The organism is Citrobacter sp. MGH104, assembly GCF_001034485.1.
GTDB classification, from domain to species: Bacteria; Pseudomonadota; Gammaproteobacteria; order Enterobacterales; family Enterobacteriaceae; genus Citrobacter; species Citrobacter freundii.
On the sequence record NZ_KQ089818.1, the window covers coordinates 3,227,982 to 3,254,120 of the forward strand.

A 26,139-nucleotide genomic window follows, 5' to 3' on the forward strand; every position below is an offset into this window, starting at 1 on the left:
TTACTGATTTGTAAAACTTATTTGCAAGCGTCCGCCAGACCGTCGAGATAACGTTCTGCATCAAGCGCGGCCATACAGCCCGTGCCCGCAGAGGTAATCGCCTGGCGATAAATATGGTCCATCACGTCACCGGCTGCGAAGACACCCGGAATGCTGGTTTGAGTGGCATTGCCGTGAATACCGGACTGAACTTTGATGTAGCCGTTTTCCAGTTCCAACTGACCGTCGAAAATAGCGGTATTCGGGCTGTGACCGATAGCGACAAATAACCCGGCAACGTCCAGTGATTCCACGTTGTCAGTGTTTTGCGTATCGCGCAGACGCAGTCCGGTTACGCCCATTTGATCGCCGGTCACTTCTTCCAGCGTGCGGTGGGTGTGAAGCACGATGTTGCCGTTTTCAACTTTATCCATCAAACGTTTGATGAGAATTTTCTCCGCGCGGAAGCTGTCGCGACGGTGAATCAAATGCACTTCAGATGCGATATTCGCCAGATATAGTGCTTCTTCAACAGCGGTGTTGCCGCCGCCGATCACCGCAACTTTTTGGTTACGGTAGAAGAAACCGTCGCAGGTCGCGCAGGCGGAAACGCCACGGCCTTTGAATGCTTCTTCTGAAGGCAGACCCAGGTAACGTGCTGAAGCGCCGGTGGCGATGATCAGTGCGTCACAGGTGTATTCACCGCTGTCGCCGGTCAGACGGAAAGGACGGTTTTGCAGATCAACTTTGCTGATGTGATCAAAAATGATTTCAGTGTCAAATTTGGACGCATGTTCGTGCATACGCTCCATCAGCAGCGGGCCAGTAAGATCGTGCGGATCGCCAGGCCAGTTTTCCACTTCTGTTGTTGTGGTCAACTGACCACCTTTTTCCATACCGGTAATCAGTACCGGTTGCAGGTTCGCGCGTGCAGCGTAGACCGCAGCGGTATATCCCGCAGGGCCAGAGCCCAGAATAAGAAGTTTACTGTGTTTGGTTGCGCCCATGAGATCCCCATAGTTGTTGGCAGGCAATGAGCAGGATTGTAGGGAATTTACAGACGTAAAAAAAGAGTATGGCGATTTTGTTAACAATATGTGTAATAGCAGAAACCGATGAACGGGGTGATCAGCCGTAATACTATAACGATTTCTACTTAAAATCGGTCAGTTATAAGGTGATAAAATGACGATTTTCCATCACTGCGAATGAATAACTGGCATGTTGTACTAAAAATCGATGTTTTGCTTTGACAATCCCCTGCTGTTTTGCGAAAACATTCAAGGAAGAAAAAAACTGTGTCATGTATGTGCTGCATAATCATGCATGTAGATACCATGTTTACCGTGTTAGCGAAATCTACGCATGGTGTGGACAGATGCCATTCGTGATGTCGATAGCCGCCGACAGGCAACGGTCTTCTCACCATAAACCCAGACATTGCGAACCGAAAATCCCTCTGGGTTGCGGTTTATTTTGATGGGTAGCGACTCTGAACAGTGATGTTGGTAGAGTCAGGCAGGAGTAGGGAAGGAATACAGAGAGACAATAATAATGGTAGATAGTAAGAAGCGCCCTGGCAAAGATCTCGACCGTATCGATCGTAACATTCTTAATGAGCTGCAAAAGGATGGGCGTATTTCTAACGTCGAGCTTTCTAAACGTGTGGGACTTTCACCAACGCCCTGCCTTGAGCGTGTGCGTCGGTTGGAAAGACAGGGTTTTATTCAGGGCTATACAGCGCTGTTAAACCCGCATTATCTGGATGCATCACTTCTGGTTTTTGTTGAGATTACTCTGAATCGTGGCGCCCCGGATGTGTTTGAACAATTCAACTCTGCAGTACAAAAACTTGAAGAAATTCAAGAGTGTCATTTGGTTTCCGGTGATTTCGACTATTTGCTGAAAACACGCGTACCGGATATGTCGGCATACCGTAAGCTGTTGGGGGAAACCCTGCTGCGTCTGCCTGGCGTGAATGACACACGTACTTATGTAGTCATGGAAGAAGTCAAACAGAGCAATCGTCTGGTAATTAAGACGCGCTAACACGGAACAGGTGCAAAATCGACGCAGTTTGATTACACTCCTGTTAATCCATACAGCAACAGTGCCGGGGTAACCCGGTGCTGTTGTCCGTTTTAGCATCGGGCAGGAAAAGCCTGAAACCTGGAGAGCCGTTTTTGAGCCAGGAATACACTGAAGACAAAGACGTCACATTGACGAAGTTAAGCAGCGGGCGCCGACTTCTGGAAGCGCTACTGATCCTTATTGCCCTTTTTGCCGTCTGGTTGATGGCTGCCTTACTCAGCTTTAACCCTTCGGATCCCAGTTGGTCACAAACCGCATGGCATGAACCTATCCATAATCTGGGGGGAATACCCGGAGCATGGTTGGCGGACACGCTGTTCTTTATTTTTGGCGTCATGGCCTACACCATTCCCGTCATCATTGTTGGCGGCTGTTGGTTTGCCTGGCGACACCAGGCCAGCGACGAATACGTCGATTATTTTGCCGTCTCGCTGCGCATTATTGGCGTTCTGGCGCTGATTCTCACTTCCTGCGGGCTGGCCGCAATTAACGCCGATGACATCTGGTATTTCGCCTCTGGCGGCGTGATCGGCAGTCTGCTCAGCACTACGCTACAACCCTTACTGCACAGCAGCGGCGGCACGCTGACGTTGTTGTGCATTTGGGCGGCGGGATTAACGCTGTTCACCGGTTGGTCATGGGTGAGCATTGCGGAAAAACTGGGCGGCTGGTTACTCAATATCCTGACGTTTGCCAGCAACCGTACCCGCCGCGACGATACCTGGGTCGATGACGAAGAATATGAAGATGAAGAAGAGTCTGTCGATGCCGCTGATGGCAAACCCCATGAATCGCGTCGGGCTCGTATTCTGCGCGGTGCGTTAGCGCGCCGTAAGCGTCTGGCAGAGAAATTTACCAACCCGCTTGGTCGTCATACCGATGCGGCGCTGTTCTCCGGCAAACGCATGGATGATGAAGACGAAATTGAATACAGCGCCCGTGGCGTGGTTGCCGATCCTAACGATGTGCTGTTTTCCGGCAATCGCGCGACGCTGCCTGAATATGACGAGCTTGACCCACTGCTTAACGGCCACTCGGTGACCGAGCCTGTGGCTGCAGCAGCTGCAGCTACAACGGCCGCTCAGGCCTGGAGCGCGCCGGTAGATCCGTTGCTGCAAACCTCGCCCGTGACCAACACTGTTATGGAGCAACCGGCCCCAGCCGTAGCCTGGCAATCCGCACCAGGCCCGCAAACCGGTGATGCCGCGATTGCACCAACGCCTGAAGGTTATCCGCAACCAGCCCAGTACGCGCAACCTCCGGTGCAGCAGCCATATGAGCCATGGCAACAGCCGGTTGTGGAGGAGAGTCCGCAGCCGCAATATTACGCACCGCAGCCGGAACCTGTTTATGCGCAGCCAGTCGCACCGCAGCCGGAACCTGTTTATCAGCCAGAGCCTGTGCTGCAGCCTGTCTATCAACAGGATCCGACCTCTCAACAGAACGCCACATTCCAGCAGCCTGCTTATCAGCCGGAGCCTGCGCCGCAACCTGTTTATCAGCAGGAATCAATCCCTCAACAGAGCACTACGTTCCAGCAGCCTGTGGTTGAACAACCGCTTGTGGTGGAACCTGAGCCCGTGGTTGAAGAAGTTAAACCGACTCGTCCGCCGCTCTATTACTTTGAAGAAGTCGAAGAGAAACGTGCGCGTGAGCGTGAGCAACTGGCCGCATGGTATCAGCCGATTCCAGAACCTGCTCAGGAGCCTGAGCGTATTAAACCGTCTACGCCATCTATGCCGACGACTGCATCCATACCGCCCGTTGAGTCTGTTGCTGCTGTTGCACCGCTGGCTGCCGGTGTAAAAAGCGCCGCTTTAGGGGCGGGTGCAGCAGTTGCACCTGTCTTTAGCCTTGCGGGCAGCGGTGCGCCGCGTCCGCAGGTGAAAGAGGGGATTGGCCCGCAGTTACCGCGCCCAAATCGTGTGCGCGTGCCTACTCGCCGGGAATTGGCGTCGTATGGCATCAAACTGCCGTCACAGCGTATGGCTGAAGAGAAAGCGCGCGAAGAGCAGCTTGATACAGATGCGTACAATGACGATGAAATGGATGCAATGCAGCAGGACGAGCTGGCACGCCAGTTCGCTCAGTCGCAGCAGCATCGTTATGGCGAAGAGTATCAGGACGATACCCACCAGACTGATGACGAAGATTCAGCCGCAGAAGCGGAACTGGCTCGCCAGTTTGCTTCTTCTCAGCAGCAGCGCTATTCCGGTGAACAGCCTGCCGGAGCGAATCCGTTCTCGCTCGATGACTTTGAATTTTCGCCAATGAAAACGCTGGTAGATGAGGGGCCGCATGAGCCACTGTTTACGCCTGGCGTGATGCCGGAGCCTGCGCCGCAGTACCAGGAACCAGTTGCACCGCAGCAGCATTATCAGCAACCGGCGCAGCCTGTCGCACCGCAGCAGCATTATCAGCAACCGGCGCAGCCTGTCGCACCGCAGCAACATTATCAGCAGCCAGCGCAGCCTGTTACGCCGCCGCCGCAGGATAGTCTGATCCATCCGCTGCTGATGCGTAATGGCGACAGCCGTCCGGCGCACCGTCCAAGCACGCCGCTGCCATCGTTAGATCTGCTCACACCGCCGCCGAGCGAGGTTGAGCCGATAGATACGTTCGCGCTGGAGCAAATGGCGCGTCTGGTGGAAGCGCGTCTGGCGGATTTCCGCATTAAAGCCGATGTAGTGAACTACTCTCCAGGCCCGGTGATTACCCGCTTTGAGCTTAATCTGGCTCCTGGGGTTAAAGCGGCGCGTATTTCCAACCTGTCGCGAGATCTGGCGCGTTCATTGTCGACCGCAGCGGTACGTGTGGTTGAGGTTATTCCAGGCAAACCGTATGTCGGACTGGAGTTACCGAATAAAAAACGTCAAACCGTTTATCTGCGTGAAGTGCTGGATAACGCTAAATTCCGTGATAACTCATCTCCGCTGACTGTGGTGCTGGGTAAAGATATTGCGGGCGAACCGGTGGTGGCCGATCTGGCAAAAATGCCGCACCTGCTGGTAGCAGGGACAACCGGATCCGGTAAGTCTGTTGGGGTGAACGCCATGATCCTCAGCATGCTGTATAAGGCGCAGCCGGAAGACGTTCGCTTTATCATGATTGACCCGAAAATGCTGGAACTGTCGGTTTATGAAGGCATTCCGCATCTGCTGACCGAAGTCGTGACCGATATGAAAGATGCTGCTAACGCCTTGCGCTGGAGCGTCAATGAAATGGAACGTCGCTACAAGCTGATGTCGGCGCTTGGCGTGCGTAACCTTGCCGGTTATAACGAGAAAATCGCTGAAGCCGCCCGCATGGGGCGTCCGATTCCGGACCCGTACTGGAAGCCGGGTGACAGTATGGATGTTCAGCATCCGGTGCTGGAAAAACTGCCGTATATTGTTGTGCTGGTGGATGAATTCGCCGACCTGATGATGACGGTTGGCAAAAAGGTGGAAGAACTGATTGCTCGTCTGGCGCAAAAAGCGCGTGCGGCGGGGATCCACCTGGTGCTGGCAACCCAGCGACCGTCGGTTGACGTTATCACCGGACTGATTAAAGCGAACATTCCAACGCGTATCGCCTTTACCGTGTCCAGTAAAATTGACTCGCGTACCATCCTTGACCAGGGCGGAGCGGAATCGCTGTTAGGTATGGGTGACATGCTCTATTCCGCACCGAACTCGACGATCCCTGTGCGTGTTCACGGCGCCTTTGTCCGCGATGAAGAAGTTCACGCAGTGGTTCAGGACTGGAAAGCGCGCGGTCGTCCGCAATACGTCGACGGCATTACTTCTGACAGTGAAAGCGAAGGCGGCGGTGGCGGCTTTGATGGTGGCGAAGAGTTGGATCCGCTGTTCGATCAGGCGGTAAACTTTGTGACCCAGAAACGCAAAGCCTCAATCTCCGGCGTCCAGCGTCAGTTCCGTATCGGTTACAACCGAGCGGCGCGCATCATCGAGCAGATGGAAGCGCAGGGTATTGTCAGCGAACAAGGGCATAATGGTAATCGTGAAGTGCTGGCTCCGCCGCCCTTCGAATGATTGCAAAGTTAAGTAATTCAGTATTTTCTACTTTCCTCATGCTGATTTTTGGCCTGAAATGGATAGCAGAGGGATCTCCCCGTTGGGAGTGACGTATTTTGAGGAATAACGATGAAAAGAATCGCAATCACCTGTGCATTACTGTCGAGCTTTGTGGTGAGCAGTGTCTGGGCTGACGCTGCTAGCGACCTGAAAAGCCGTCTGGATAAAGTCAGTAGCTTCCATGCCAGCTTTACTCAGAAGGTCACGGACGGCAGCGGCGCAGCGGTGCAGGAAGGTCAGGGTGATTTATGGGTTAAACGTCCTAATCTGTTTAACTGGCATATGACCCAGCCTGATGAGAGCATCCTGGTTTCCGATGGGAAAACGCTGTGGTTCTTTAACCCGTTTGTTGAACAGGCGACCGCGACCTGGCTGAAAGACGCCACGGGCAATACGCCGTTCATGCTGATCGCGCGTAACCAGGCCAGTGACTGGCAGCAGTACAACATTAAACAAAACGGCGATGATTTCGTGCTGACGCCAAAAACCAGCAGCGGTAACCTGAAGCAGTTTACGATCAATGTTGGGCGTGACGGGACGATCCACCAGTTTAGCGCCGTTGAGCAAGACGATCAGCGCAGCAGCTATCAGCTGAAATCTCAGCAGAATGGTGCGATTGAACCTTCCAAATTCACCTTTACCCCGCCGCAAGGTGTAACGGTTGACGATCAACGTAAGTAGAGGCGTGTGAGTGAGCAATCTGTCGCTCGACTTTTCTGATAATACCTTTCAGCCACTGGCCGCGCGTATGCGGCCAGAAAATTTAGCGCAGTATATCGGCCAGCAGCATTTGTTGGCTGCGGGTAAACCCTTGCCGCGTGCTATCGAGGCCGGGCACCTGCACTCCATGATTTTATGGGGGCCACCGGGGACGGGGAAAACCACCCTTGCCGAAGTCATTGCCCGTTACGCTAACGCCGATGTCGAACGCATTTCGGCGGTTACGTCTGGTGTAAAAGAGATTCGTGAAGCGATTGAGCGTGCGCGTCAGAACCGTAACGCTGGTCGGCGTACGATCCTGTTTGTCGACGAAGTTCACCGTTTTAATAAAAGCCAGCAGGATGCGTTTTTACCGCATATTGAAGACGGTACCATCACATTTATTGGCGCCACCACTGAAAATCCCTCGTTTGAACTGAACTCAGCGCTGCTGTCGCGGGCGCGTGTTTATTTACTGAAATCGTTAACCACCGACGACATTGAACAGGTGCTGGACCAGGCGATGTCAGACAAAGCGCGGGGTTACGGCGGCCAGGATATCGTACTGCCGCCAGAGACGCGTCGGGCTATTGCCGAACTGGTTAATGGTGATGCGCGCCGGGCGCTGAATACGCTGGAAATGATGGCCGATATGGCCGAAGTTGATGATTCTGGCAAGCGCGTATTGAAACCAGAATTGCTCACTGAAATTGCCGGTGAGCGCAGCGCACGCTTCGATAATAAAGGCGATCGCTTTTACGATCTCATCTCCGCATTACATAAATCGGTTCGCGGCAGTGCACCGGATGCAGCGCTTTATTGGTATGCGCGCATCATTAGTGCAGGCGGTGACCCGCTGTATGTTGCTCGTCGCTGTCTGGCAATTGCCTCTGAAGATGTGGGCAATGCCGATCCACGCGCCATGCAGGTAGCAATTTCCGCATGGGACTGCTTTACCCGCGTGGGACCAGCGGAAGGCGAACGTGCGATTGCTCAGGCGATTGTTTATCTGGCCTGCGCGCCGAAAAGTAATGCAGTTTACACCGCCTTCAAAGCCGCGCTGGCTGATGCACGTGAACGTCCGGATTACGACGTGCCGGTTCACCTGCGCAATGCGCCGACGAAGCTGATGAAAGAGATGGGCTACGGTCAGGAATATCGTTACGCCCATGATGAGCCAAATGCCTATGCCGCCGGAGAAGAGTACTTCCCGCAGGAAATGGCACAAACGCGCTATTATCACCCCACAAACAGAGGTCTTGAAGGCAAGATTGGCGAAAAGCTCGCCTGGCTCGCCGGACAGGATCAAAATAGCCCTATAAAACGCTACCGTTAGTGTTATCGTTGCGGTAATGTTGTCTCTGTATCCCTGTGACCGCAGGCTGTGGTCACTTTCTCCTATTTTAATTCGATAAGCACAGGATAAGCATGCTCGATCCCAATCTGCTGCGTAATGAGCCAGACGCAGTCGCAGAAAAACTGGCAAGCCGGGGCTTTAAGCTGGATGTAGATAAGCTGCGCGCTCTTGAAGAGCGTCGTAAAGTTCTGCAGGTACAAACTGAAAACCTGCAGGCAGAGCGTAACTCTCGATCGAAATCCATCGGCCAGGCAAAAGCGCGCGGGGAAGATATCGAGTCTTTACGTCTGGAAGTGAACAAACTGGGCGAAGAGCTGGATGCCGCGAAAGCTGAACTTGATACCTTACAGGCCGAGATCCGCGATATTGCGCTGACCATTCCTAACCTTCCAGCGGACGAAGTTCCGGTGGGTAAAGATGAAAATGACAACGTCGAAGTCAGCCGCTGGGGTACACCACGTGAGTTTGATTTCGAAGTGCGCGATCACGTTACTCTGGGTGAAATGCACACGGGTCTTGATTTCGCCGCGGCGGTTAAGCTGACTGGCTCTCGTTTTGTTGTTATGAAAGGCCAGATCGCGCGCATGCACCGTGCGCTGTCTCAGTTCATGCTGGATCTGCATACCGAACAGCATGGTTACAGCGAAAACTACGTTCCGTATCTGGTTAACCATGACACGCTGTACGGAACAGGCCAACTGCCGAAATTTGCTGGCGATCTGTTCCACACCCGTCCGCTGGATGAAGAAGCTGACAGCAGCAACTATGCGCTGATCCCAACGGCAGAAGTGCCGCTGACCAACCTGGTACGTGACGAAATCATTGACGAAGATGCGCTGCCGATCAAAATGACTGCGCATACGCCGTGCTTCCGTTCTGAAGCAGGTTCTTACGGTCGTGATACCCGTGGTCTGATCCGTATGCACCAGTTCGATAAAGTTGAGATGGTGCAGATCGTTCGCCCGGAAGATTCGATGGATGCGCTGGAAGAGATGACCGGTCATGCTGAGAAGGTCCTGCAACTGTTGGGTCTGCCGTATCGCAAGATCATCCTGTGCACAGGCGACATGGGCTTCGGCGCATGCAAAACCTACGATCTGGAAGTGTGGATCCCGGCGCAGAACACCTATCGCGAAATCTCCTCTTGTTCCAACGTGTGGGATTTCCAGGCTCGTCGTATGCAGGCGCGTTGCCGCAGTAAATCCGATAAAAAGACCCGTTTAGTACATACGCTGAATGGTTCTGGTCTGGCGGTAGGACGTACGCTGGTTGCGGTAATGGAAAACTATCAGCAGGCTGATGGTCGCATTCAGGTTCCGGAAGTGTTGCGTCCGTACATGAATGGCCTGGAATTCATCGGCTAAGCTACCTTTCCCTGCTATAAAAGCGCCTTCGGGCGCTTTTTTTATGCCCGTTTGACGTCGGACAATAACGACTACCTCCATAGGAGTAATACTGCCTTCAAATGAAAGTCAGTATTTATCTCTGTCTTTTCGCAAATTCAGTATCTACCAGTCTGTATATCGATAGTAACGTTATATAAAAATCTATACAACGAATATTTGCCTTTTGTTTATTGTGAGCAGCAGAGTGAGCCACTATGAAAACTAAGATCCCCGATGCCATGCTGGCAGCTGAGGTTAGTCGCCGAGGTTTGGTGAAAACGACGGCGATAGGCGGACTGGCGGTGGCCAGTAGCGCGTTTACCCTGCCATTTACCCGTATTGCAAATGCTGCAGAAGCCCTTAATCCAACACAGGCCAGTGAGAAAGTCATCTGGAGCGCGTGTACGGTGAACTGTGGTAGCCGCTGTCCTCTGCGTATGCACGTGGTAGATGGTGAAATAAAGTATGTTGAAACCGACAACACCGGTGATGACAACTATGACGGCCTGCACCAGGTACGTGCCTGTCTGCGTGGGCGCTCTATGCGCCGTCGCGTCTATAATCCCGATCGTCTGAAATACCCGATGAAACGCGTCGGCAAACGTGGCGAAGGTAAATTTGAGCGTATCAGCTGGGATGAAGCCTACGACATCATTGCCAGCAATATGCAGCGTCTTATCAAAGACTACGGCAACGAGTCTATCTACCTGAACTACGGCACAGGTACGCTGGGCGGCACCCTGACACGCTCCTGGCCACCGGGCAAAACGCTGGTAGCACGTCTGATGAACTGCTGTGGTGGCTACCTGAATCACTACGGTGACTACTCTTCAGCGCAAATCGCCGCCGGGTTGAACTACACCTACGGCGGCTGGGCAGACGGTAACAGCCCGTCAGACATTGAAAACAGCAAGCTGGTGGTCCTGTTCGGGAATAACCCAGGTGAAACCCGTATGAGCGGGGGGGGGGTAACCTATTACCTTGAACAGGCGCGACAGAAATCCAATGCCCGCATGATCATTATCGATCCTCGCTACACGGATACTGGTGCGGGTCGTGAAGATGAGTGGATCCCCATCCGTCCTGGTACGGATGCCGCGCTGGTAAATGGGCTGGCGTATGTTCTGATCACCGAAAACATGGTTGATCAACCGTTCCTTGACAAATATTGCGTAGGTTACGACGAGAAAACCTTACCGGCAGATGCACCGAAAAACGGTCACTATAAGGCGTATATTCTTGGGCAGGGCAAAGACGGTATTGCCAAGACCCCGGAATGGGCAGCGCAAATTACCGGGATTCCTGCTGAACGAATCGCCAAACTGGCACGTGAAATCGGTAGCGCTAAACCGGCATACATCAGCCAGGGGTGGGGACCGCAGCGTCATGCTAATGGTGAAATAGCGACCCGCGCCATTTCTATGCTGGCTATTCTGACCGGTAACGTTGGGATTAACGGCGGCAACAGCGGGGCGCGTGAGGGCTCATACAGTTTGCCGTTTGAACGTATGCCTACGCTGGAAAACCCTGTAGAAACCAGTATCTCGATGTTTATGTGGACGGACGCCATTGAGCGAGGTCCGGAAATGACGGCGCTGCGTGACGGTGTTCGTGGTAAAGATAAGCTCGATGTTCCGATTAAGATGATCTGGAACTATGCGGGTAACTGCCTGATTAACCAGCACTCCGACATCAACCGCACACACGAAATCCTACAGGATGATAAGAAGTGCGAGATGATCGTTGTCATCGACTGCCATATGACCTCCTCGGCGAAATACGCGGATATTTTGCTGCCGGACTGTACCGCTTCGGAGCAGATGGACTTCGCACTGGATGCCTCCTGCGGGAATATGTCGTATGTGATTTTCACCGATCAGGCGATCAAACCACGCTTCGAATGCAAGACTATCTACCAGATGACCAGCGAGCTTGCAAAACGCCTTGGCGTTGAGCAGCAGTTCACAGAAGGTCGCACTCAGGAAGAGTGGATGCGTCATCTGTACGAGCAGTCGCGCAAAGCGATTCCTGAACTGCCAACGTTTGAAGAATTCCGCAAGCAGGGGATCTTTAAACAGCGTGACCCACAGGGGCATCACGTGGCGTACAAGGCGTTCCGTGAGGATCCTGACGCCAATCCGCTGACTACTCCGTCAGGTAAGATCGAAATTTATTCGCACCAACTTGCCGAGATCGCGGCGACCTGGGAACTGCCGGAAGGTGATGTGATTGATCCACTGCCGATTTATACCCCAGGATTTGAAAGCATAAACGATCCTCTGGTGGAGAAATTCCCTCTGCAATTGACCGGCTTCCACTACAAATCTCGCGTCCACTCTACCTATGGCAACGTTGATGTTCTGAAAGCATCCTGCCGTCAGGAAATGTGGATCAACCCGATGGATGCGCAGAGACGCGGCATTAACAACGGCGACAAGGTGCGCATCTTTAACGATCGTGGTGAAGTGCACATCGAGGCGAAAGTAACGCCGCGTATGATGCCTGGCGTGGTGGCACTAGGCGAAGGGGCGTGGTATGACCCGGACGCAAAACGCGTGGACCAGGGCGGTTGTATTAACGTCCTGACGACCCAGCGTCCGTCTCCTCTCGCGAAGGGGAACCCATCACACACGAACCTTGTTCAGGTTGAAAAGGTGTAAGGAGTAACCGATGACAACCCAGTATGGATTTTTTATTGATTCCAGCCGTTGCACCGGTTGCAAAACCTGCGAACTGGCCTGCAAAGACTTCAAAAATTTAACCCCGGAAGTCAGCTTCCGCCGCATTTATGAATACGCGGGCGGTGAGTGGCAGGAGGATAACGGCGTCTGGCATCAGAACGTCTTTGCCTATTACCTCTCCATTGCGTGTAACCACTGCGAAGACCCAGCCTGTACCAAGGTGTGTCCGAGTGGCGCCATGCACAAACGTGAAGATGGCTTTGTCGTTGTCGATGAGGACGTGTGCATTGGCTGTCGGTATTGCCACATGGCCTGTCCTTACGGCGCGCCGCAGTACAATGCTGAAAAAGGGCATATGACTAAATGCGATGGCTGCCATGAGCGCGTCGCTGAAGGTAAGAAACCTATCTGCGTCGAGTCCTGCCCACTGCGTGCGCTGGATTTTGGCCCAATTGATGAACTGCGCAAAAAACACGGTGCTTTGGCTGCGGTTGCACCACTACCGGGCGCGCACTTTACCAAACCGAGTATTGTCATCAAACCTAACGCCAATAGCCGCCCGACCGGGGATACCACAGGTTATCTGGCCAATCCGAAGGAGGTGTAAGATGGGAAGTGGATGGCATGAATGGCCGCTGATGATCTTCACGGTCTTCGGACAGTGTGTGGTTGGTGGCTTTATCGTTCTTGCGCTGGCGTTGATGAAAGGTGACTTGCGTCCAGAATCGCAGCAGAGCGTGATTGCCTGCATGTTTGGACTGTGGGTATTAATGGGCATTGGCTTCATTGCTTCTATGCTCCACCTGGGCTCGCCGATGCGCGCCTTTAACTCGCTCAATCGCGTTGGGTCTTCGGCGTTGAGTAACGAAATTGCCAGCGGTTCAATCTTCTTTGCCGTTGGTGGTATCGGCTGGCTGCTGGCCACGTTGAAAAAAATGTCGCCCGCATTACGCAATCTGTGGTTAGTTGTCACCATGGTGCTGGGTGTGGTTTTTGTCTGGATGATGGTACGCGTTTATAACACCATTGATACTGTGCCGACCTGGTACAGCGTCTGGACTCCGCTGGGCTTCTTCCTGACGATGTTTATGGGCGGTCCGCTGCTGGGGTATCTGTTACTGAGAATTGCTGGCGTGGATGGTTGGGCGATGCGCCTGCTGCCGGCAATTTCAGTGCTTGCTCTGGTCGTAAGCGCCATCATGTCTGTCATGCAGGGGGCTGAACTGGCGACGATCCACAGTTCGATTCAGCAGGCTTCTGCACTGGTTCCGGATTACGGCTCGCTGATGGCGTGGCGGATTGTGGCGCTGGCATTAGCGTTGTGCTGCTGGATTGTACCGCAAGTGAAGGGTTACCAGCCTGCCGTTCCGCTGCTTTCCGTGGCGTTTATTTTGCTGTTAGTCGGCGAGCTGATTGGTCGTGGCGTGTTCTACGGGCTGCATATGACAGTCGGTATGGCGGTGGCGAGTTAATCCAAACTATGCCGGATGGTAGCTTGCGTCTTATCAGGCCTACAGATCCGTAGGCCTTAAAGCTGCGCGTCATCAGGCAATATGTCAGGCCAGGGTTTTCGCCCTGGTTTTACTTCTGCTTAGTTAACGTGTCGTAGCTGGTCATCAGATTGCGGTAGTCCGGAATGTGATTCGAGAACAGCGTTGCCAGACCTTCGATATCGTTGCGCCAGTCGCGGTGCAGCTCGCACGCTACTCCGAACCATGTCATCAACTGAGCGCCTGCTTGAGACATCCGATCCCAAGCTGAATGACGGGTAATTTCATTAAATGTGCCTGAAGCATCGGTTACCACAAAGACGTCAAAGCCTTCTTCAATAGCTGAGAGCGCAGGGAAGGCGACGCAAACTTCCGTCACGACACCGGCGATAATCAGCTGCTTTTTGCCGGTCGCTTTCACTGCCTTCACGAAATCTTCGTTATCCCATGCGTTAATGTTTCCTGGGCGAGCAATATAGGGCGCATCGGGAAATTGCGCTTTCAGTTCCGGTACCAGCGGCCCGTTTGGTCCTGTCTCAAAACTGGTTGTCAGAATGGTTGGGAGGTTGAAGTATTTTGCTAAGTCACCCAGGGCTAGCACGTTGTTTTTAAATTTATCGGGATCGATATCCCGAACCAGAGAGAGCAGGCCTGCCTGATGGTCGACCAGCAGTACTGCCGCATTATCTTTATCAAGTCTTACGTAAGGTTTAGTCATGATATTTCTCCTGTTCAGCTCAGTGGGGGAAATTTGATGAGTTTAAGTCTACGAAAAGAACGATATCTGGAGTAGATGCCTAAATAAGAACTCACTGTTCTATTTTGAAGACAATGCAGCTCAGCATCCCGCATTGAGTTTAGTAAGAAATAAAAGTAAGGGTAATCCATGAAATTTTTCGACTGAACGTAACGCGAGATTTTTGTTTTAGATCAATAAAAACAAGCAGATGTGATTTTGTATTTTTTATCTATTCACATTAAGAATCAGTAATGCAAATCGATCGACCAGAAAGCGCCTCAGCCCTCTGATTACGCCGATTGACAATGTTTTTAGCAGTGGCATGATGCGCATGAAATTTGAACTTCCTCACGGTTTTTATTCATGTCCACCTATACCCGTCCCGTCATGCTATTGCTGTGCGGGCTACTTCTGTTGACCCTGGCGATCGCCGTGTTAAACACGCTCGTCCCGCTTTGGCTCGCCCATGAAAATCTGCCCACCTGGCAGGTAGGCGTGGTGAGCTCGTCCTACTTTACCGGTAATCTGGTAGGGACGTTGTTGACAGGGTATTTAATAAAACACCTTGGTTTTAACCGCAGCTATTATATCGCCTCGCTTATTTTTGCCGCGGGCTGTGTCGGGCTGGGGATTATGGTGGGATTCTGGAGCTGGATGACCTGGCGTTTTATCGCTGGTGTTGGCTGCGCCATGATTTGGGTGGTGGTGGAAAGCGCGCTGATGTGCAGCGGGACTTCGCGTAATCGCGGACGTTTGCTTGCCGCCTATATGATGATCTATTACGTGGGGACGTTTTTAGGCCAACTGCTGGTGAGTAAAGTATCCACGGAATTGATGAACGTCCTGCCGTGGGTGACGGGTACTATCCTGGCGGGTGTTTTGCCACTGCTGTTTACGCGCATTGCCAATCAGCAGGGTGATGAGCAGCAGTCTACGCCTATTGTTTCCATGCTGAAACTCCGCCAGGCGCGTCTGGGCGTGAATGGCTGTATTATTTCCGGGATTGTGCTGGGGTCTTTGTATGGCCTGATGCCGCTGTATCTCAATCATCAGGGGGTGAGTAACGCCAGCATTGGTTTCTGGATGGCGGTCCTGGTAAGTGCAGGTATTCTGGGGCAATGGCCGATTGGCCGTCTGGCGGACAAGCTGGGACGTCTGTTGGTTTTACGCGTCCAGGTCTTCGTGGTGATCGTCGGGAGTATCGCCATGCTGAATCAGGCGGCGATGGCGCCCGCGTTGTTTATGTTGGGTGCGGCAGGCTTTACCCTCTACCCGGTCGCGATGGCCTGGGCCTGTGAAAAGGTGGAGCATCATCAGCTGGTCGCCATGAATCAGGCATTGTTATTGAGCTATACCGTGGGCAGTCTGCTGGGTCCTTCATTTACAGCGATGCTGATGCAGAATTATTCAGATAGCTTGCTGTTTATCATGATCGCCAGCGTATCGTTTATTTATTTACTGATGCTGTTGCGTAAAACGGGCCATACACCCAATTCTATTGCGCACATTTGACCTGATTTAACAGAATATGAACAGGTTCCCATACATACTGTTTATGTATGCTTTATGGGAACCTGCATTATTTAATCACACACTTCTTTCCTGAAAATAAAGTGTGCAGAAGGTTATAGTTTTACATCCTGCCGTTTCCGCTCGCTCATTTTACCGCGCATAATCCCACGCCTCATTTATTTATAATCATAAAGCTTCCACGAAGGATTGCGTATGGCTGGTGTGCAGGAAAAACAATTGCGATGGTACAACATTGCATTGATGTCTTTTATTACCGTTTGGGGTTTTGGCAACGTCGTTAACAACTATGCCAATCAGGGATTAGTTGTTGTCTCCTCTTGGATCTTTATTTTCGCGCTCTATTTTATACCTTATGCGTTGATCGTCGGGCAGCTTGGCTCAACTTTTAAAGAGGGTAAAGGCGGCGTCAGTACCTGGATTAAACATACCATGGGGCCAGGGCTGGCCTATCTTGCTGCATGGACCTATTGGGTTGTGCATATTCCTTATCTGGCGCAAAAACCGCAGGCTATTCTGATTGCGCTGGGATGGGCGCTGAAGGGCGATGGTTCGTTGATTAAAGAGTACACCGTCGTGGCGTTGCAGGGGCTGACACTGGCGCTGTTTGTCTTTTTCATGTGGGTTGCGTCCCGTGGCATGAAATCGCTGAAAATTGTTGGGTCAGTTGCAGGCATCGCGATGTTTGTGATGTCCATTTTGTATGTCGTGATGGCGGTAACTGCGCCTGCAATTACGGATGTGCAGATAGCGACAACTAATATCACCTGGGAATCGTTTATCCCGCACATTGATTTTACCTACATTACCACGATCTCCATGCTGGTCTTTGCCGTGGGCGGCGCGGAGAAAATTTCGCCATACGTTAATCAGACACGTAATCCGGGCAAAGAATTTCCGAAAGGGATGCTCGTTCTGGCTGTTATGGTGGCGGTATGTGCGATTCTCGGATCGCTGGCTATGGGAATGATGTTTGACTCCCGGCATATTCCAGATGATCTGATGACGAATGGTCAATATTACGCCTTCCAGAAACTGGGTGAGTATTATGGTATGGGTAATTCGCTGATGGTTATTTACGCGATTGCCAATACGCTGGGACAGATTGCGGCATTGGTATTTTCTATTGATGCACCGCTTAAAGTTCTGCTGGGTGATGCTGATCGTAAATATATTCCCGTGAGTCTGTGTAAAACCAATGCTTCCGGTACGCCGGTAAATGGTTATATTCTGACGCTGGTGCTGGTGGCGATTCTGATTATGTTGCCAACACTGGGAATTGGCGACATGAACAATCTGTATAAATGGCTATTGAATCTTAACTCTGTCGTGATGCCATTGCGTTATTTATGGGTGTTTGTGGCATTCATTGCTGTTATTCGTCTGGCGCAAAAATATAAATCAGAATATGTCTTTATTCGCAACCGATCGCTTGCGATGACCGTGGGGATCTGGTGCTTTGCCTTTACCGCATTTGCCTGTCTGACCGGGATTTTCCCGAAAATGGAAGCCTTCACCCCTGAGTGGACATTCCAGCTCACGCTGAATATTGTGACGCCATTTGTGCTGGTTGGACTGGGATTGATTTTCCCGTTACTGGCGAGAAGAGGGCGTTAAGGCAGAGTCAGGTGGGTAACGTATCTGTTACCCACCATAAAACTCAATACATCACTTTATGTCCATATTGCTCGAGAATACCCTTCACGCGCTCCATGGTCTCTTTCTTCGGCGGTTTGACACCATCCAGTTTGTACTCTTCGCCCATTGCCACCCATTTGTGTTTGCCCAGCTCGTGGTAAGGCAGCAGCTCGATTTTTTCAACGTTGCCCATATCGCGGGTAAATTCGCCAAGGCGGTGTGCGGAGTCGTCATCGTCAGACCAGCCAGGTACGACAACATAGCGGATCCACACTTTGATGTCTTTGTTGGACAGGTAACGCGCGAACTCGAGTGTACGATGGTTAGACACACCCACCAGATTCTGATGGATTTCATCGTTCATTTGTTTGAGATCGAGCATGACCAGGTCGGTGACTTCCAGCAGCTCATCGATCACCGGATCGTAGCGACGAACAAAACCGTTAGTATCCAGACAAGTATGAATACCTTCTTTTTTACAGGCCCGGAACCAGTCACGTACGAATTCAGCTTGCAAGATAGCTTCGCCGCCAGACGCTGTCACGCCGCCTCCGGAGGCGTTCATAAAGTGGCGGTAGGTCACCACCTCTTTCATTAATTCGTCAACGGTAACTTCTTTACCGCCGTGCGTATCCCACGTGTCGCGGTTATGGCAATACAGGCAGCGCATCAGGCAGCCCTGAAAGAAGGTAATAAAACGGATGCCCGGGCCATCAACAGTGCCACAGGATTCAAAGGAGTGAATGCGACCAATAACTGACATTGCGGTGTTTCTCCAGGTGTGGCCCATCCGGGGCCAGTGTTAGTGCACAGTTATTAACTGTGTCGAGTCTGTTTTGGCTGCTATCCATAAGTATAGATGGCTGACAAAGCAGGCTATTAAAAAGGCCCCACTTACGTGGAGCCTTTATTGTACGCTTTTTAAAGTACGATTTCAGTCAAAACCAATTACATGGTCTGAGTGAAGGTACGAGTGATAACGTCCTGCTGCTGTTCTTTAGTCAGGGAGTTAAAACGTACTGCGTAGCCAGAAACGCGGATGGTCAGCTGCGGATATTTTTCCGGATGTTCCATCGCATCCAGCAGCATTTCACGGTTCATGACGTTCACGTTCAGGTGCTGACCACCTTCGATGGACGCTTCGTGGTGGAAGTAACCATCCATCAGACCCGCCAGGTTGGTCTTACGAACTTCGTCGTCTTTACCCAGAGCGTTCGGAACGATAGAGAAGGTGTAAGAGATACCATCTTTAGCGTAAGCAAACGGCAGTTTAGCAACGGAGGTCAGAGAGGCAACAGCACCTTTCTGGTCACGGCCGTGCATTGGGTTAGCACCCGGTCCGAACGGCGCGCCAGCACGACGACCATCTGGGGTGTTACCAGTTTTCTTACCATAAACCACGTTAGAGGTGATGGTCAGAACAGACTGAGTCGGGATAGCGTTACGATAAGTAGTCAGTTTCTGAATTTTCTTCATGAAACGTTCTACCAGGTCAACCGCCATGTCATCAACGCGAGAGTCGTTGTTACCAAACTGCGGGTATTCGCCTTCGATTTCGAAGTCGATAGCCAGACCGTCTTCGTCACGAATCGGTTTAACTTTCGCATATTTGATTGCAGACAGGGAGTCAGCAGCAACGGACAGACCCGCGATACCACACGCCATGGTGCGGATAACGTCACGGTCGTGCAGCGCCATCAGAGAGGCTTCGTAGCTGTACTTGTCGTGCATGTAGTGAATAACGTTCAGTGCAGTGACGTACTGTTTAGCCAGCCAATCCATGAAGTGATCCATGCGGTCCATAACTTCGTCGAAGTTCAGAACGTCGCCTTTGATCGGTTCAGATTTAGGACCAACCTGCATTTTCAGTTTTTCATCAACGCCACCGTTGATTGCGTACAGCATGGTTTTCGCCAGGTTTGCACGCGCACCGAAGAACTGCATTTGTTTACCAACAACCATCGGGCTTACGCAGCAAGCGATAGCGTAGTCGTCGTTGTTGAAGTCCGGACGCATCAGGTCATCGTTCTCGTACTGCAGAGAAGAGGTGTCGATGGACACTTTAGCGGCGAATTTCTTGAAGTTCAGAGGCAGTTTTTCAGACCACAGAACAGTGATGTTCGGCTCCGGAGAAGGACCCATGGTGTACAGGGTGTTCAGGAAGCGGAAGCTGTTTTTGGTAACCAGAGTACGGCCATCAACGCCCATACCACCGATAGATTCAGTTGCCCAAATCGGGTCACCGGAGAACAGTTCATCATATTCAGGAGTACGCAGGAAGCGAACCATACGCAGTTTCATGACCAGGTGGTCGATCATTTCCTGTGCGTCTTGCTCGGTGATTTTGCCTGCTTTCAGGTCACGTTCGATGTAAGCATCCAGGAAGGTGGATACGCGACCGAAGGACATTGCTGCACCGTTCTGAGATTTAACAGCGGCCAGGTAGCCGAAGTAAGTCCACTGGATAGCTTCCTGAGCGTTGGTAGCCGGGCCAGAGATATCGCAGCCATATTTAGCAGCCATTTCTTTGATCTGACCCAGAGCGCGGTGCTGTTCAGCAATTTCTTCACGCAGACGGATAGTTGCTTCCAGGTTTACGCCGTTTTCCAGATCGGACTGCAGAGAGACGAACTGAGCGTATTTGTCTTTCATCAGGTAGTCGATACCGTACAGCGCAACGCGACGGTAGTCACCGATGATACGGCCACGGCCATACGCATCTGGCAGACCAGTCAGAACACCGGATTTACGGCAGTTCAGAATGTCTTTGGTGTAAACATCGAATACGCCCTGGTTGTGGGTTTTGCGATATTCGGTGAAGATTTTTTTCAGCATCGGGTCCAGTTCGCGATTGTACGCTTTGCAGGAACCTTCAACCATTTTGATGCCGCCAAACGGAATGATCGCACGTTTCAGCGGAGCTTCAGTCTGCAGACCAACAATCTTCTCGAGCGCTTTGTTGATGTAGCCAGCGTCGTGAGAAGTGATGGTAGAAGCAACGGAGGTGTCAAAGTCAACAGGCGCGTGAGTGCGGTTTTCCTGTTTAACGCCTTCCATCACGCTGTCCCACAGTGCAGTGGTCGCATCAGTTGCGCCAGCCAGGAAGGACTCGTCACCCTCATATGGAGTGTAGTTTTTCTGAATGAAGTCACGTACGTTTACTTCATTCTGCCAGTCACCTTTGGTAAAACCTTCCCAGGCTGTGGCTAACTTTTCATTAAGCTCGGACATGTAACACCTACCTTCTTAAGTGGATTTTTTATTTACTGCGTGTAATGGGCATCATCAGATTAATGATGATCGTTACCACGCAGATAAATGACCCAGTATGTCAACCCGACCAACAAACCGCCGCCGATAATGTTACCGATCGTAACCGGAATCAGGTTATCGGTGATGAAATTCATCACGGTCAGGTGAGAAAAATTCTCCGGAGAAGACCCAACTGCGGTCCAGAATTCCGGGGTGGCGAAATCGCGTATTACAATACCCATAGGGATCATAAACATGTTTGCGATACTGTGCTCAAAACCGCTGGCAACAAACATTGCGACCGGTAATACCATGATAAACGCTTTGTCCATTAGGCTGCGGCCCGAGTAGCTCATCCATACGGCCAGACACACCATCAGGTTAGCCAGGATGCCAAGACTTACCGCCTCAACAAAAGTATGGTGCACTTTGTGGTCGGCTGTTTGTAGGACGTTGAGCCCCCACGCGCCGTTGGCGGTCATGTATTCGCCGGAAAGCCACATCAATAGCACGAAGAGCAAGCAACCCACCAGGTTACCGACATAAACGTTAAGCCAGTTTTTAGCCAATTGGCCCCAGGTAATACGACCACTGGCTTTTGCTACGACAATCAATACGGTTGAGGTGAAGAGGTCTGCGCCGCAGACAACACAAAGAATCAGCCCCAGGGAAAAGCAGATACCACCTACTAATTTTGCCATGCCGAAAGGCATAGTTCCGGTACCGGTTGTGGCGGTGATATAGAAAACAAAGGCAATTGAAATGAATACACCGGCAGTAATTGCCAGATAGAACGTCTTAAGCGGATGTTTCGTTGCTTTATAGACGCCTGCTTCTTCGGCAACTTTGGCCATTGCAGCAGGTAGAATAAGATCAAAAGGGTTGTCAGCTTTCACACTAACTCTCTCTTTATTAAGTCGGCGACGAGATACTAACAAAGCATTATAGATGAGAATTTGATATAGATCATATCTCGCCTGGCTTATAGGCCCGCAAGACGCATGGTTTTTATGCGATTACGGAGTAACTTGTTGATTATCCATATAAAAATAAATTTTAAAAATTATAAAGTGAGTTGAATTTTTTCTTTTTGTCTCCTGTCAGACGGTTAATTAAAATGGAGTAATTGAGATAAAAAACCACATTAATATGCTAATTTTTTTAATATCAACTACTAATATTTAACCTTGTTTTTACATTTATTTTCCGATTTGACCAAAATAAAAAAACAGGGCGCTTAAAGCGCCCCGTAATATATCCCAGACAATACTTTTAGCCTACTTAGCGCAGGCTGACTGTCATTATTTTGACCAATGTGCCGCTTTCGCGCGCTGCAGTTTTTCATAGGCTTTCAGCAGAGACTGATGCGCCGGGAAAGCTTGCAGATCGTTATCAACGGTTTGCAACCCGTAGAATGGCGCTTCGCCACTCAATGCCGCACTTGCCGCTTCAACCGCCTCTGCGCCGTACATGCGGACAAATGCGTTCAGATATTGCAGCGGCTGACGGTCCTCTTCCTGAGACAGCAGCAACAATGTTTGCAGGCAGCGATAGTAGTTTGCACGTTCCGCGCTAAAGACGGAGGCGTTAAATTCCATCGTCCATTCTGTCCACACCAGCGCCTGCTCCAGATCGCCACCGGCCAGCGCCAGCATCACTTTAAGCTCGCCAATACGCAGGGTGTACCAACCGTTATCCGCACCGGTCGCCAGACCGAGTAGCTCGCGTACGCGGGTGAAGTCGTCAAACCCTTCTTCATCCAGTTGTTCGATCAGATTGAGATAGTCTTCTTTATCCCATTCGCTGCCCGGCAGAGAGAGAATGGTGTCACGCAGATGGGCGCCCATAGCGTTGTTAGCTAACCACAGATCTTCTGCCGGATAGATGTCAGACATTCCCGGCACAATAATGCGGCACGCGTAAACGCTCAGGTGCTCATAGTCAGCGATATACACTTCTTTATCTTCAGCATTGAAGATGGCCATCAGAGTGGCGAACTCTTCTTCCGTGGTGCCAGAGAAATTCCAGTCAACGAACGGATAGTCGGCATCCTGCTTGAACAGATCCCATGAGATCAAACCGCTGGAATCGATGAAGTGAGTTTCAAGGTTGGTATGTTCTGCCACTTCCTCATCGTCGAAGGTCGGTGGGGTGAAGACATCAAGATCCTTCAGACCACGGCCCTGCAGCAGTTCAGTGACGGTACGCTCCAGCGCCACGCCGAAATCCGGGTGTGCGCCGAAGGAAGCGAAGCAGGTACCGTTGGTCGGGTTGAACAGGACAACGCAAATCACCGGATACTTGCCGCCCAGCGAGCCATCGTAGGCGAAAATTGGGAAACCTTCCGCTTCCAGTGTGGCGATGGACTCCACCACTGCCGGATAGCGCGCCATCACCTCGGCCGGGATTTCCGGCAGGCTGATGCTTTCGGCGATAATACGGTTCTTCACATGACGTTCAAAGACTTCAGACAGGCCCTGAACGCGCGCTTCGTTAGGCGTGTTACCCGCGGACATGCCGTTAGAAACATACAGGTTGCCGATAATATTCATCGGAATATAGACAGTCTGGTTATCCGACTGACGGGTAAACGGCAGGCCGCAGACGCCACGTTCTTCATTACCAGACTGCAGATCGATAAGCATGCTGCCAGTCAGTTCGTTATCTGGATCGTAAAACGCACGCAGACGTGCATCCAGTAAACCTTCTGGTACATCGTCTTCTTCTGTCAGCGGGAACCATTTTTCGTTCGGATAATGCACGAACGGGCCATTGGCGATAGTTTCGCCCAACCAGAAATCCGCAAAGAAATAGTTAGTCGACAGACGCTCAAAATATTCGCCCAGCGCGGAAGCCAACGCCGCTTTTTTCGTCGCGCCTTTACCGTTGGTGAAGCACAGCGCGCATTCTTTGTCGCGAATATGTACAGACCAGACGTTAGGGACGGGATTCAACCACGAGGCTTCTTCAATTTGAAAACCGAGGTCGAGCAATTTTTGCTGGAAGCGAGCGATGGAGTCTTCCAGAGCGGCATCTTTGCCGGGGATAAATGTTTGCGTCATGAAAATCACTTTTGTCGTACGGAAAGCGCGCAATGATACGGGTTTTCAATGAACGGCGCTATCGCCGCCGGAGCTCAGGCGTAAATAAAAGCATTGGCTATGCTTTCTTACAGCCAACTACGTTTAGAGCATATTAATGAAAGCTTTCGATTTGCACCGTATGGCGCTTGATAAGGTGCCCATGGATTTTCTGGGGGAAGTTGCGTTACGCAGCCTCTACACCTTTATATTGGTTTTTCTGTTTTTAAAAATCACCGGACGTCGCGGCGTACGCCAGATGTCGCTTTTTGAAGTGCTGATCATCCTTACGCTGGGTTCTGCAGCGGGAGACGTGGCATTCTATGACGATGTCCCGATGCTGCCAGTGCTGGTGGTTTTTATTACTCTTGCTGTGCTGTATCGGTTGGTGATGTGGCTAATGGCGCATAGTGAAAAAATGGAGGACCTGCTGGAGGGCAAACCCGTCGTGATCATTGAAGACGGCGAGCTGGCATGGTCAAAGCTCAATAGTGCCAATATGACGGAATTTGAATTCTTTATGGAACTGCGTTTGAACGGCGTGGAGCAATTGGGACAGGTGAAACTGGCTATTCTGGAGACGAATGGACAAATCAGCGTCTACTTCTTTGCCGATGAAGACGTAAAGCCGGGGCTCAGTATTTTACCTAAGCACTGTACGCAACGATTTAAAGTAATGCCTGAAGCAGGAGACTATGCCTGTATACGTTGTAGCGAAGTGGTGCAAATGAACGCCGGAGATCATCAATTATGTCCACGCTGTGCAAATCCAGAATGGTCGAAGGCCAGTCGGGCAAAACGGGTTACCTGACAGCAAAAATCTCGGTTTTTACCCGTCAATCCGATAGATTCTGTTGTGTGACCAATGACACATTTTTACCCTGGTCAGTTTTACCCATTGCGGCGCGTGTCACTGAATGATAAAACCGATATCCACAGGAATAACTTATACCAATGTCTGTCACCGGATTATCGTCAATGACAGGATGTTGATTGGACAACAACACAACGTGGTGAGGGGAAATGGCTCAGGTCTTTAATTTTAGTTCAGGTCCGGCAATGCTACCGGCAGAAGTACTTAAACTGGCTCAACAGGATCTTCGCGACTGGAACGGTCTTGGCACGTCGGTGATGGAAATTAGCCACCGTGGCAAAGAATTCATCCAGGTCGCCGAGGAAGCGGAGCAGGATTTTCGTGATCTTCTTAGCATCCCCTCCAACTATAAAGTGTTGTTCTGCCATGGCGGTGGTCGTGGGCAGTTCGCGGGTATCCCGTTAAATATTCTGGGTGATAAAACCACCGCGGATTACGTCGATGCCGGTTATTGGGCCGCCAGTGCAATTAAAGAAGCGAAAAAATACTGCACACCAAACGTTATTGATGCCAAAGTCACCGTGGACGGCCTGCGTGCTGTTAAGCCGATGAGTGAATGGCAGCTTTCTGATAACGCGGCGTACCTGCACTATTGTCCGAACGAAACTATCGATGGCATTGCGATCGATGAAACGCCGAATTTTGCCAGCAACGTTGTGGTCACGGCGGATCTGTCCTCTACCATTCTTTCCGCACCGCTTGACGTTAGCCGTTATGGCGTAATTTATGCCGGTGCACAGAAAAACATCGGCCCGGCCGGCCTGACGATTGTCATCGTCCGTGAAGATTTGCTGGGTAAAGCTCATGTATCATGCCCGTCAATCCTCGACTATACCGTGCTGAATGACAACGATTCCATGTTCAATACGCCGCCAACCTTTGCCTGGTATCTGTCTGGCCTGGTCTTTAAATGGCTGAAAAAGCAGGGCGGTGTTAATGCAATGGATAAGATTAACCAGCAAAAAGCGGAACTGCTGTACGGCGTAATTGATAACAGCGATTTCTACCGTAACGATGTGGCGAAATCCAACCGTTCACGCATGAACGTACCGTTCCAGCTGGCTGACAGCGCACTGGATAAACTGTTCCTGGAAGAGTCTTTTGCTGCGGGCCTGCATGCGCTGAAAGGGCATCGTGTGGTCGGCGGTATGCGTGCGTCCATCTACAATGCAATGCCGCTTGAAGGTGTAAAAGCACTGACCGATTTCATGGTCGATTTTGAACGCCGTCGCGGCTAATCTGCTGTACTTTTCATCCCCACAGCCCGT

18 protein-coding genes are annotated in these 26,139 nt (G+C 51.3%); 12 read left to right on the forward strand and 6 right to left on the reverse strand.

Features of this window, described 5'->3' with window-relative positions:
* Positions 1-17 precede the first annotated feature (17 nt).
* Positions 18-986 (reverse strand): thioredoxin-disulfide reductase, encoded by a 969-nt coding sequence (gene trxB / locus SK34_RS15175; RefSeq protein ID WP_003035727.1) that lies wholly within the window; start codon positions 984-986, stop codon positions 18-20.
* Positions 987-1,533: 547 nt separating this feature from the next.
* Here trxB and lrp point away from each other — a divergent pair.
* From lrp to SK34_RS15215, 8 genes are all read left to right on the forward strand, one after another.
* Entirely contained in the window at positions 1,534-2,028 is a 495-nt protein-coding gene (lrp, locus tag SK34_RS15180; RefSeq protein WP_002439523.1) for a leucine-responsive transcriptional regulator Lrp, read from the forward strand.
* A gap of 134 nt (positions 2,029-2,162) precedes the next feature.
* A complete protein-coding gene (locus SK34_RS15185; protein WP_048233378.1) occupies positions 2,163-6,104 on the forward strand; it encodes a DNA translocase FtsK in 3,942 nt (1,313 codons plus the stop codon).
* Between the two features lie 111 nt (positions 6,105-6,215).
* Positions 6,216-6,827 carry an outer membrane lipoprotein periplasmic chaperone LolA gene (gene lolA / locus SK34_RS15190; protein ID WP_003831898.1) on the forward strand — a complete coding sequence of 204 codons (612 nt, stop codon included), beginning with the start codon at positions 6,216-6,218 and terminating at the stop codon, positions 6,825-6,827.
* A gap of 10 nt (positions 6,828-6,837) precedes the next feature.
* Positions 6,838-8,181: a replication-associated recombination protein RarA gene (rarA, locus tag SK34_RS15195; RefSeq protein WP_003836910.1), complete on the forward strand. Its 1,344-nt coding sequence runs from the start codon at positions 6,838-6,840 to the stop codon at positions 8,179-8,181.
* A gap of 92 nt (positions 8,182-8,273) precedes the next feature.
* Complete coding sequence (gene serS, locus SK34_RS15200) at positions 8,274-9,566, forward strand: serine--tRNA ligase (protein ID WP_003836908.1); 1,293 nt, start codon at positions 8,274-8,276, stop codon at positions 9,564-9,566.
* Positions 9,567-9,802: 236 nt separating this feature from the next.
* On the forward strand, positions 9,803-12,247 hold the full coding sequence (dmsA, locus tag SK34_RS15205) for a dimethylsulfoxide reductase subunit A (RefSeq protein ID WP_048233379.1): 2,445 nt from the start codon (positions 9,803-9,805) through the stop codon (positions 12,245-12,247).
* Positions 12,248-12,257: 10 nt separating this feature from the next.
* Entirely contained in the window at positions 12,258-12,875 is a 618-nt protein-coding gene (locus tag SK34_RS15210) for a DMSO/selenate family reductase complex B subunit (protein WP_048233381.1), read from the forward strand.
* A 1-nt stretch (position 12,876) separates the two neighbouring features.
* Entirely contained in the window at positions 12,877-13,740 is an 864-nt protein-coding gene (locus SK34_RS15215) for a dimethyl sulfoxide reductase anchor subunit family protein (protein ID WP_048233382.1), read from the forward strand.
* Between the two features lie 109 nt (positions 13,741-13,849).
* On the opposite strand, the gene ycaC is transcribed toward SK34_RS15215, so the two are convergent.
* Entirely contained in the window at positions 13,850-14,476 is a 627-nt protein-coding gene (gene ycaC, locus SK34_RS15220; protein ID WP_003035746.1) for an isochorismate family cysteine hydrolase YcaC, read from the reverse strand.
* Between the two features lie 384 nt (positions 14,477-14,860).
* Here ycaC and SK34_RS15225 point away from each other — a divergent pair, with 384 nt between their 5' ends.
* Entirely contained in the window at positions 14,861-16,009 is a 1,149-nt protein-coding gene (locus SK34_RS15225; RefSeq protein WP_003836902.1) for an MFS transporter, read from the forward strand.
* A 213-nt stretch (positions 16,010-16,222) separates the two neighbouring features.
* Entirely contained in the window at positions 16,223-17,644 is a 1,422-nt protein-coding gene (locus tag SK34_RS15230; RefSeq protein ID WP_048233384.1) for an amino acid permease, read from the forward strand.
* A gap of 43 nt (positions 17,645-17,687) precedes the next feature.
* Here the strand turns inward: SK34_RS15230 and pflA are convergent, their stop codons facing one another.
* The 4 genes from pflA to ycaO form a co-directional block, all read right to left on the reverse strand.
* Positions 17,688-18,428: a pyruvate formate lyase 1-activating protein gene (gene pflA / locus SK34_RS15235; RefSeq protein ID WP_003035751.1), complete on the reverse strand. Its 741-nt coding sequence runs from the start codon at positions 18,426-18,428 to the stop codon at positions 17,688-17,690.
* A gap of 185 nt (positions 18,429-18,613) precedes the next feature.
* Positions 18,614-20,896 (reverse strand): formate C-acetyltransferase, encoded by a 2,283-nt coding sequence (gene pflB / locus SK34_RS15240; RefSeq protein WP_003035753.1) that lies wholly within the window; start codon positions 20,894-20,896, stop codon positions 18,614-18,616.
* 59 nt (positions 20,897-20,955) lie between these two features.
* Positions 20,956-21,813 (reverse strand): formate transporter FocA, encoded by an 858-nt coding sequence (gene focA / locus SK34_RS15245; RefSeq protein WP_003035756.1) that lies wholly within the window; start codon positions 21,811-21,813, stop codon positions 20,956-20,958.
* A gap of 405 nt (positions 21,814-22,218) precedes the next feature.
* On the reverse strand, positions 22,219-23,979 hold the full coding sequence (gene ycaO / locus SK34_RS15250) for a 30S ribosomal protein S12 methylthiotransferase accessory factor YcaO (protein ID WP_016149860.1): 1,761 nt from the start codon (positions 23,977-23,979) through the stop codon (positions 22,219-22,221).
* Positions 23,980-24,115: 136 nt separating this feature from the next.
* Here ycaO and SK34_RS15255 point away from each other — a divergent pair, with 136 nt between their 5' ends.
* Together SK34_RS15255 and serC are read left to right on the forward strand one after the other, a co-directional pair.
* Positions 24,116-24,808, forward strand: a complete 693-nt coding sequence (locus tag SK34_RS15255; protein ID WP_003847009.1) for a DUF421 domain-containing protein — start codon at positions 24,116-24,118, stop codon at positions 24,806-24,808.
* A 212-nt stretch (positions 24,809-25,020) separates the two neighbouring features.
* Positions 25,021-26,109 (forward strand): 3-phosphoserine/phosphohydroxythreonine transaminase, encoded by a 1,089-nt coding sequence (serC, locus tag SK34_RS15260; RefSeq protein ID WP_003847007.1) that lies wholly within the window; start codon positions 25,021-25,023, stop codon positions 26,107-26,109.
* Positions 26,110-26,139 lie beyond the last annotated feature (30 nt).

Excerpts from the sequence above, each read along its gene's own strand:
- pflB (WP_003035753.1), bottom strand. The coding sequence starts at position 20,896 with ATGTCCGAGCTTAATGAAAAGTTAGCCACAGCCTGGGAAGGTTTTACC.
- ycaO (WP_016149860.1), bottom strand. The coding sequence starts at position 23,979 with ATGACGCAAACATTTATCCCCGGCAAAGATGCCGCTCTGGAAGACTCC.
- dmsA (WP_048233379.1), top strand. The coding sequence starts at position 9,803 with ATGAAAACTAAGATCCCCGATGCCATGCTGGCAGCTGAGGTTAGTCGC.
- ycaC (WP_003035746.1), bottom strand. The coding sequence starts at position 14,476 with ATGACTAAACCTTACGTAAGACTTGATAAAGATAATGCGGCAGTACTG.
- pflA (WP_003035751.1), bottom strand. The coding sequence starts at position 18,428 with ATGTCAGTTATTGGTCGCATTCACTCCTTTGAATCCTGTGGCACTGTT.
- serS (WP_003836908.1), top strand. The coding sequence starts at position 8,274 with ATGCTCGATCCCAATCTGCTGCGTAATGAGCCAGACGCAGTCGCAGAA.
- lrp (WP_002439523.1), top strand. The coding sequence starts at position 1,534 with ATGGTAGATAGTAAGAAGCGCCCTGGCAAAGATCTCGACCGTATCGAT.
- serC (WP_003847007.1), top strand. The coding sequence starts at position 25,021 with ATGGCTCAGGTCTTTAATTTTAGTTCAGGTCCGGCAATGCTACCGGCA.
- SK34_RS15255 (WP_003847009.1), top strand. The coding sequence starts at position 24,116 with ATGAAAGCTTTCGATTTGCACCGTATGGCGCTTGATAAGGTGCCCATG.
- SK34_RS15215 (WP_048233382.1), top strand. The coding sequence starts at position 12,877 with ATGGGAAGTGGATGGCATGAATGGCCGCTGATGATCTTCACGGTCTTC.
- lolA (WP_003831898.1), top strand. The coding sequence starts at position 6,216 with ATGAAAAGAATCGCAATCACCTGTGCATTACTGTCGAGCTTTGTGGTG.
- trxB (WP_003035727.1), bottom strand. The coding sequence starts at position 986 with ATGGGCGCAACCAAACACAGTAAACTTCTTATTCTGGGCTCTGGCCCT.
- SK34_RS15210 (WP_048233381.1), top strand. The coding sequence starts at position 12,258 with ATGACAACCCAGTATGGATTTTTTATTGATTCCAGCCGTTGCACCGGT.
- SK34_RS15225 (WP_003836902.1), top strand. The coding sequence starts at position 14,861 with ATGTCCACCTATACCCGTCCCGTCATGCTATTGCTGTGCGGGCTACTT.
- SK34_RS15230 (WP_048233384.1), top strand. The coding sequence starts at position 16,223 with ATGGCTGGTGTGCAGGAAAAACAATTGCGATGGTACAACATTGCATTG.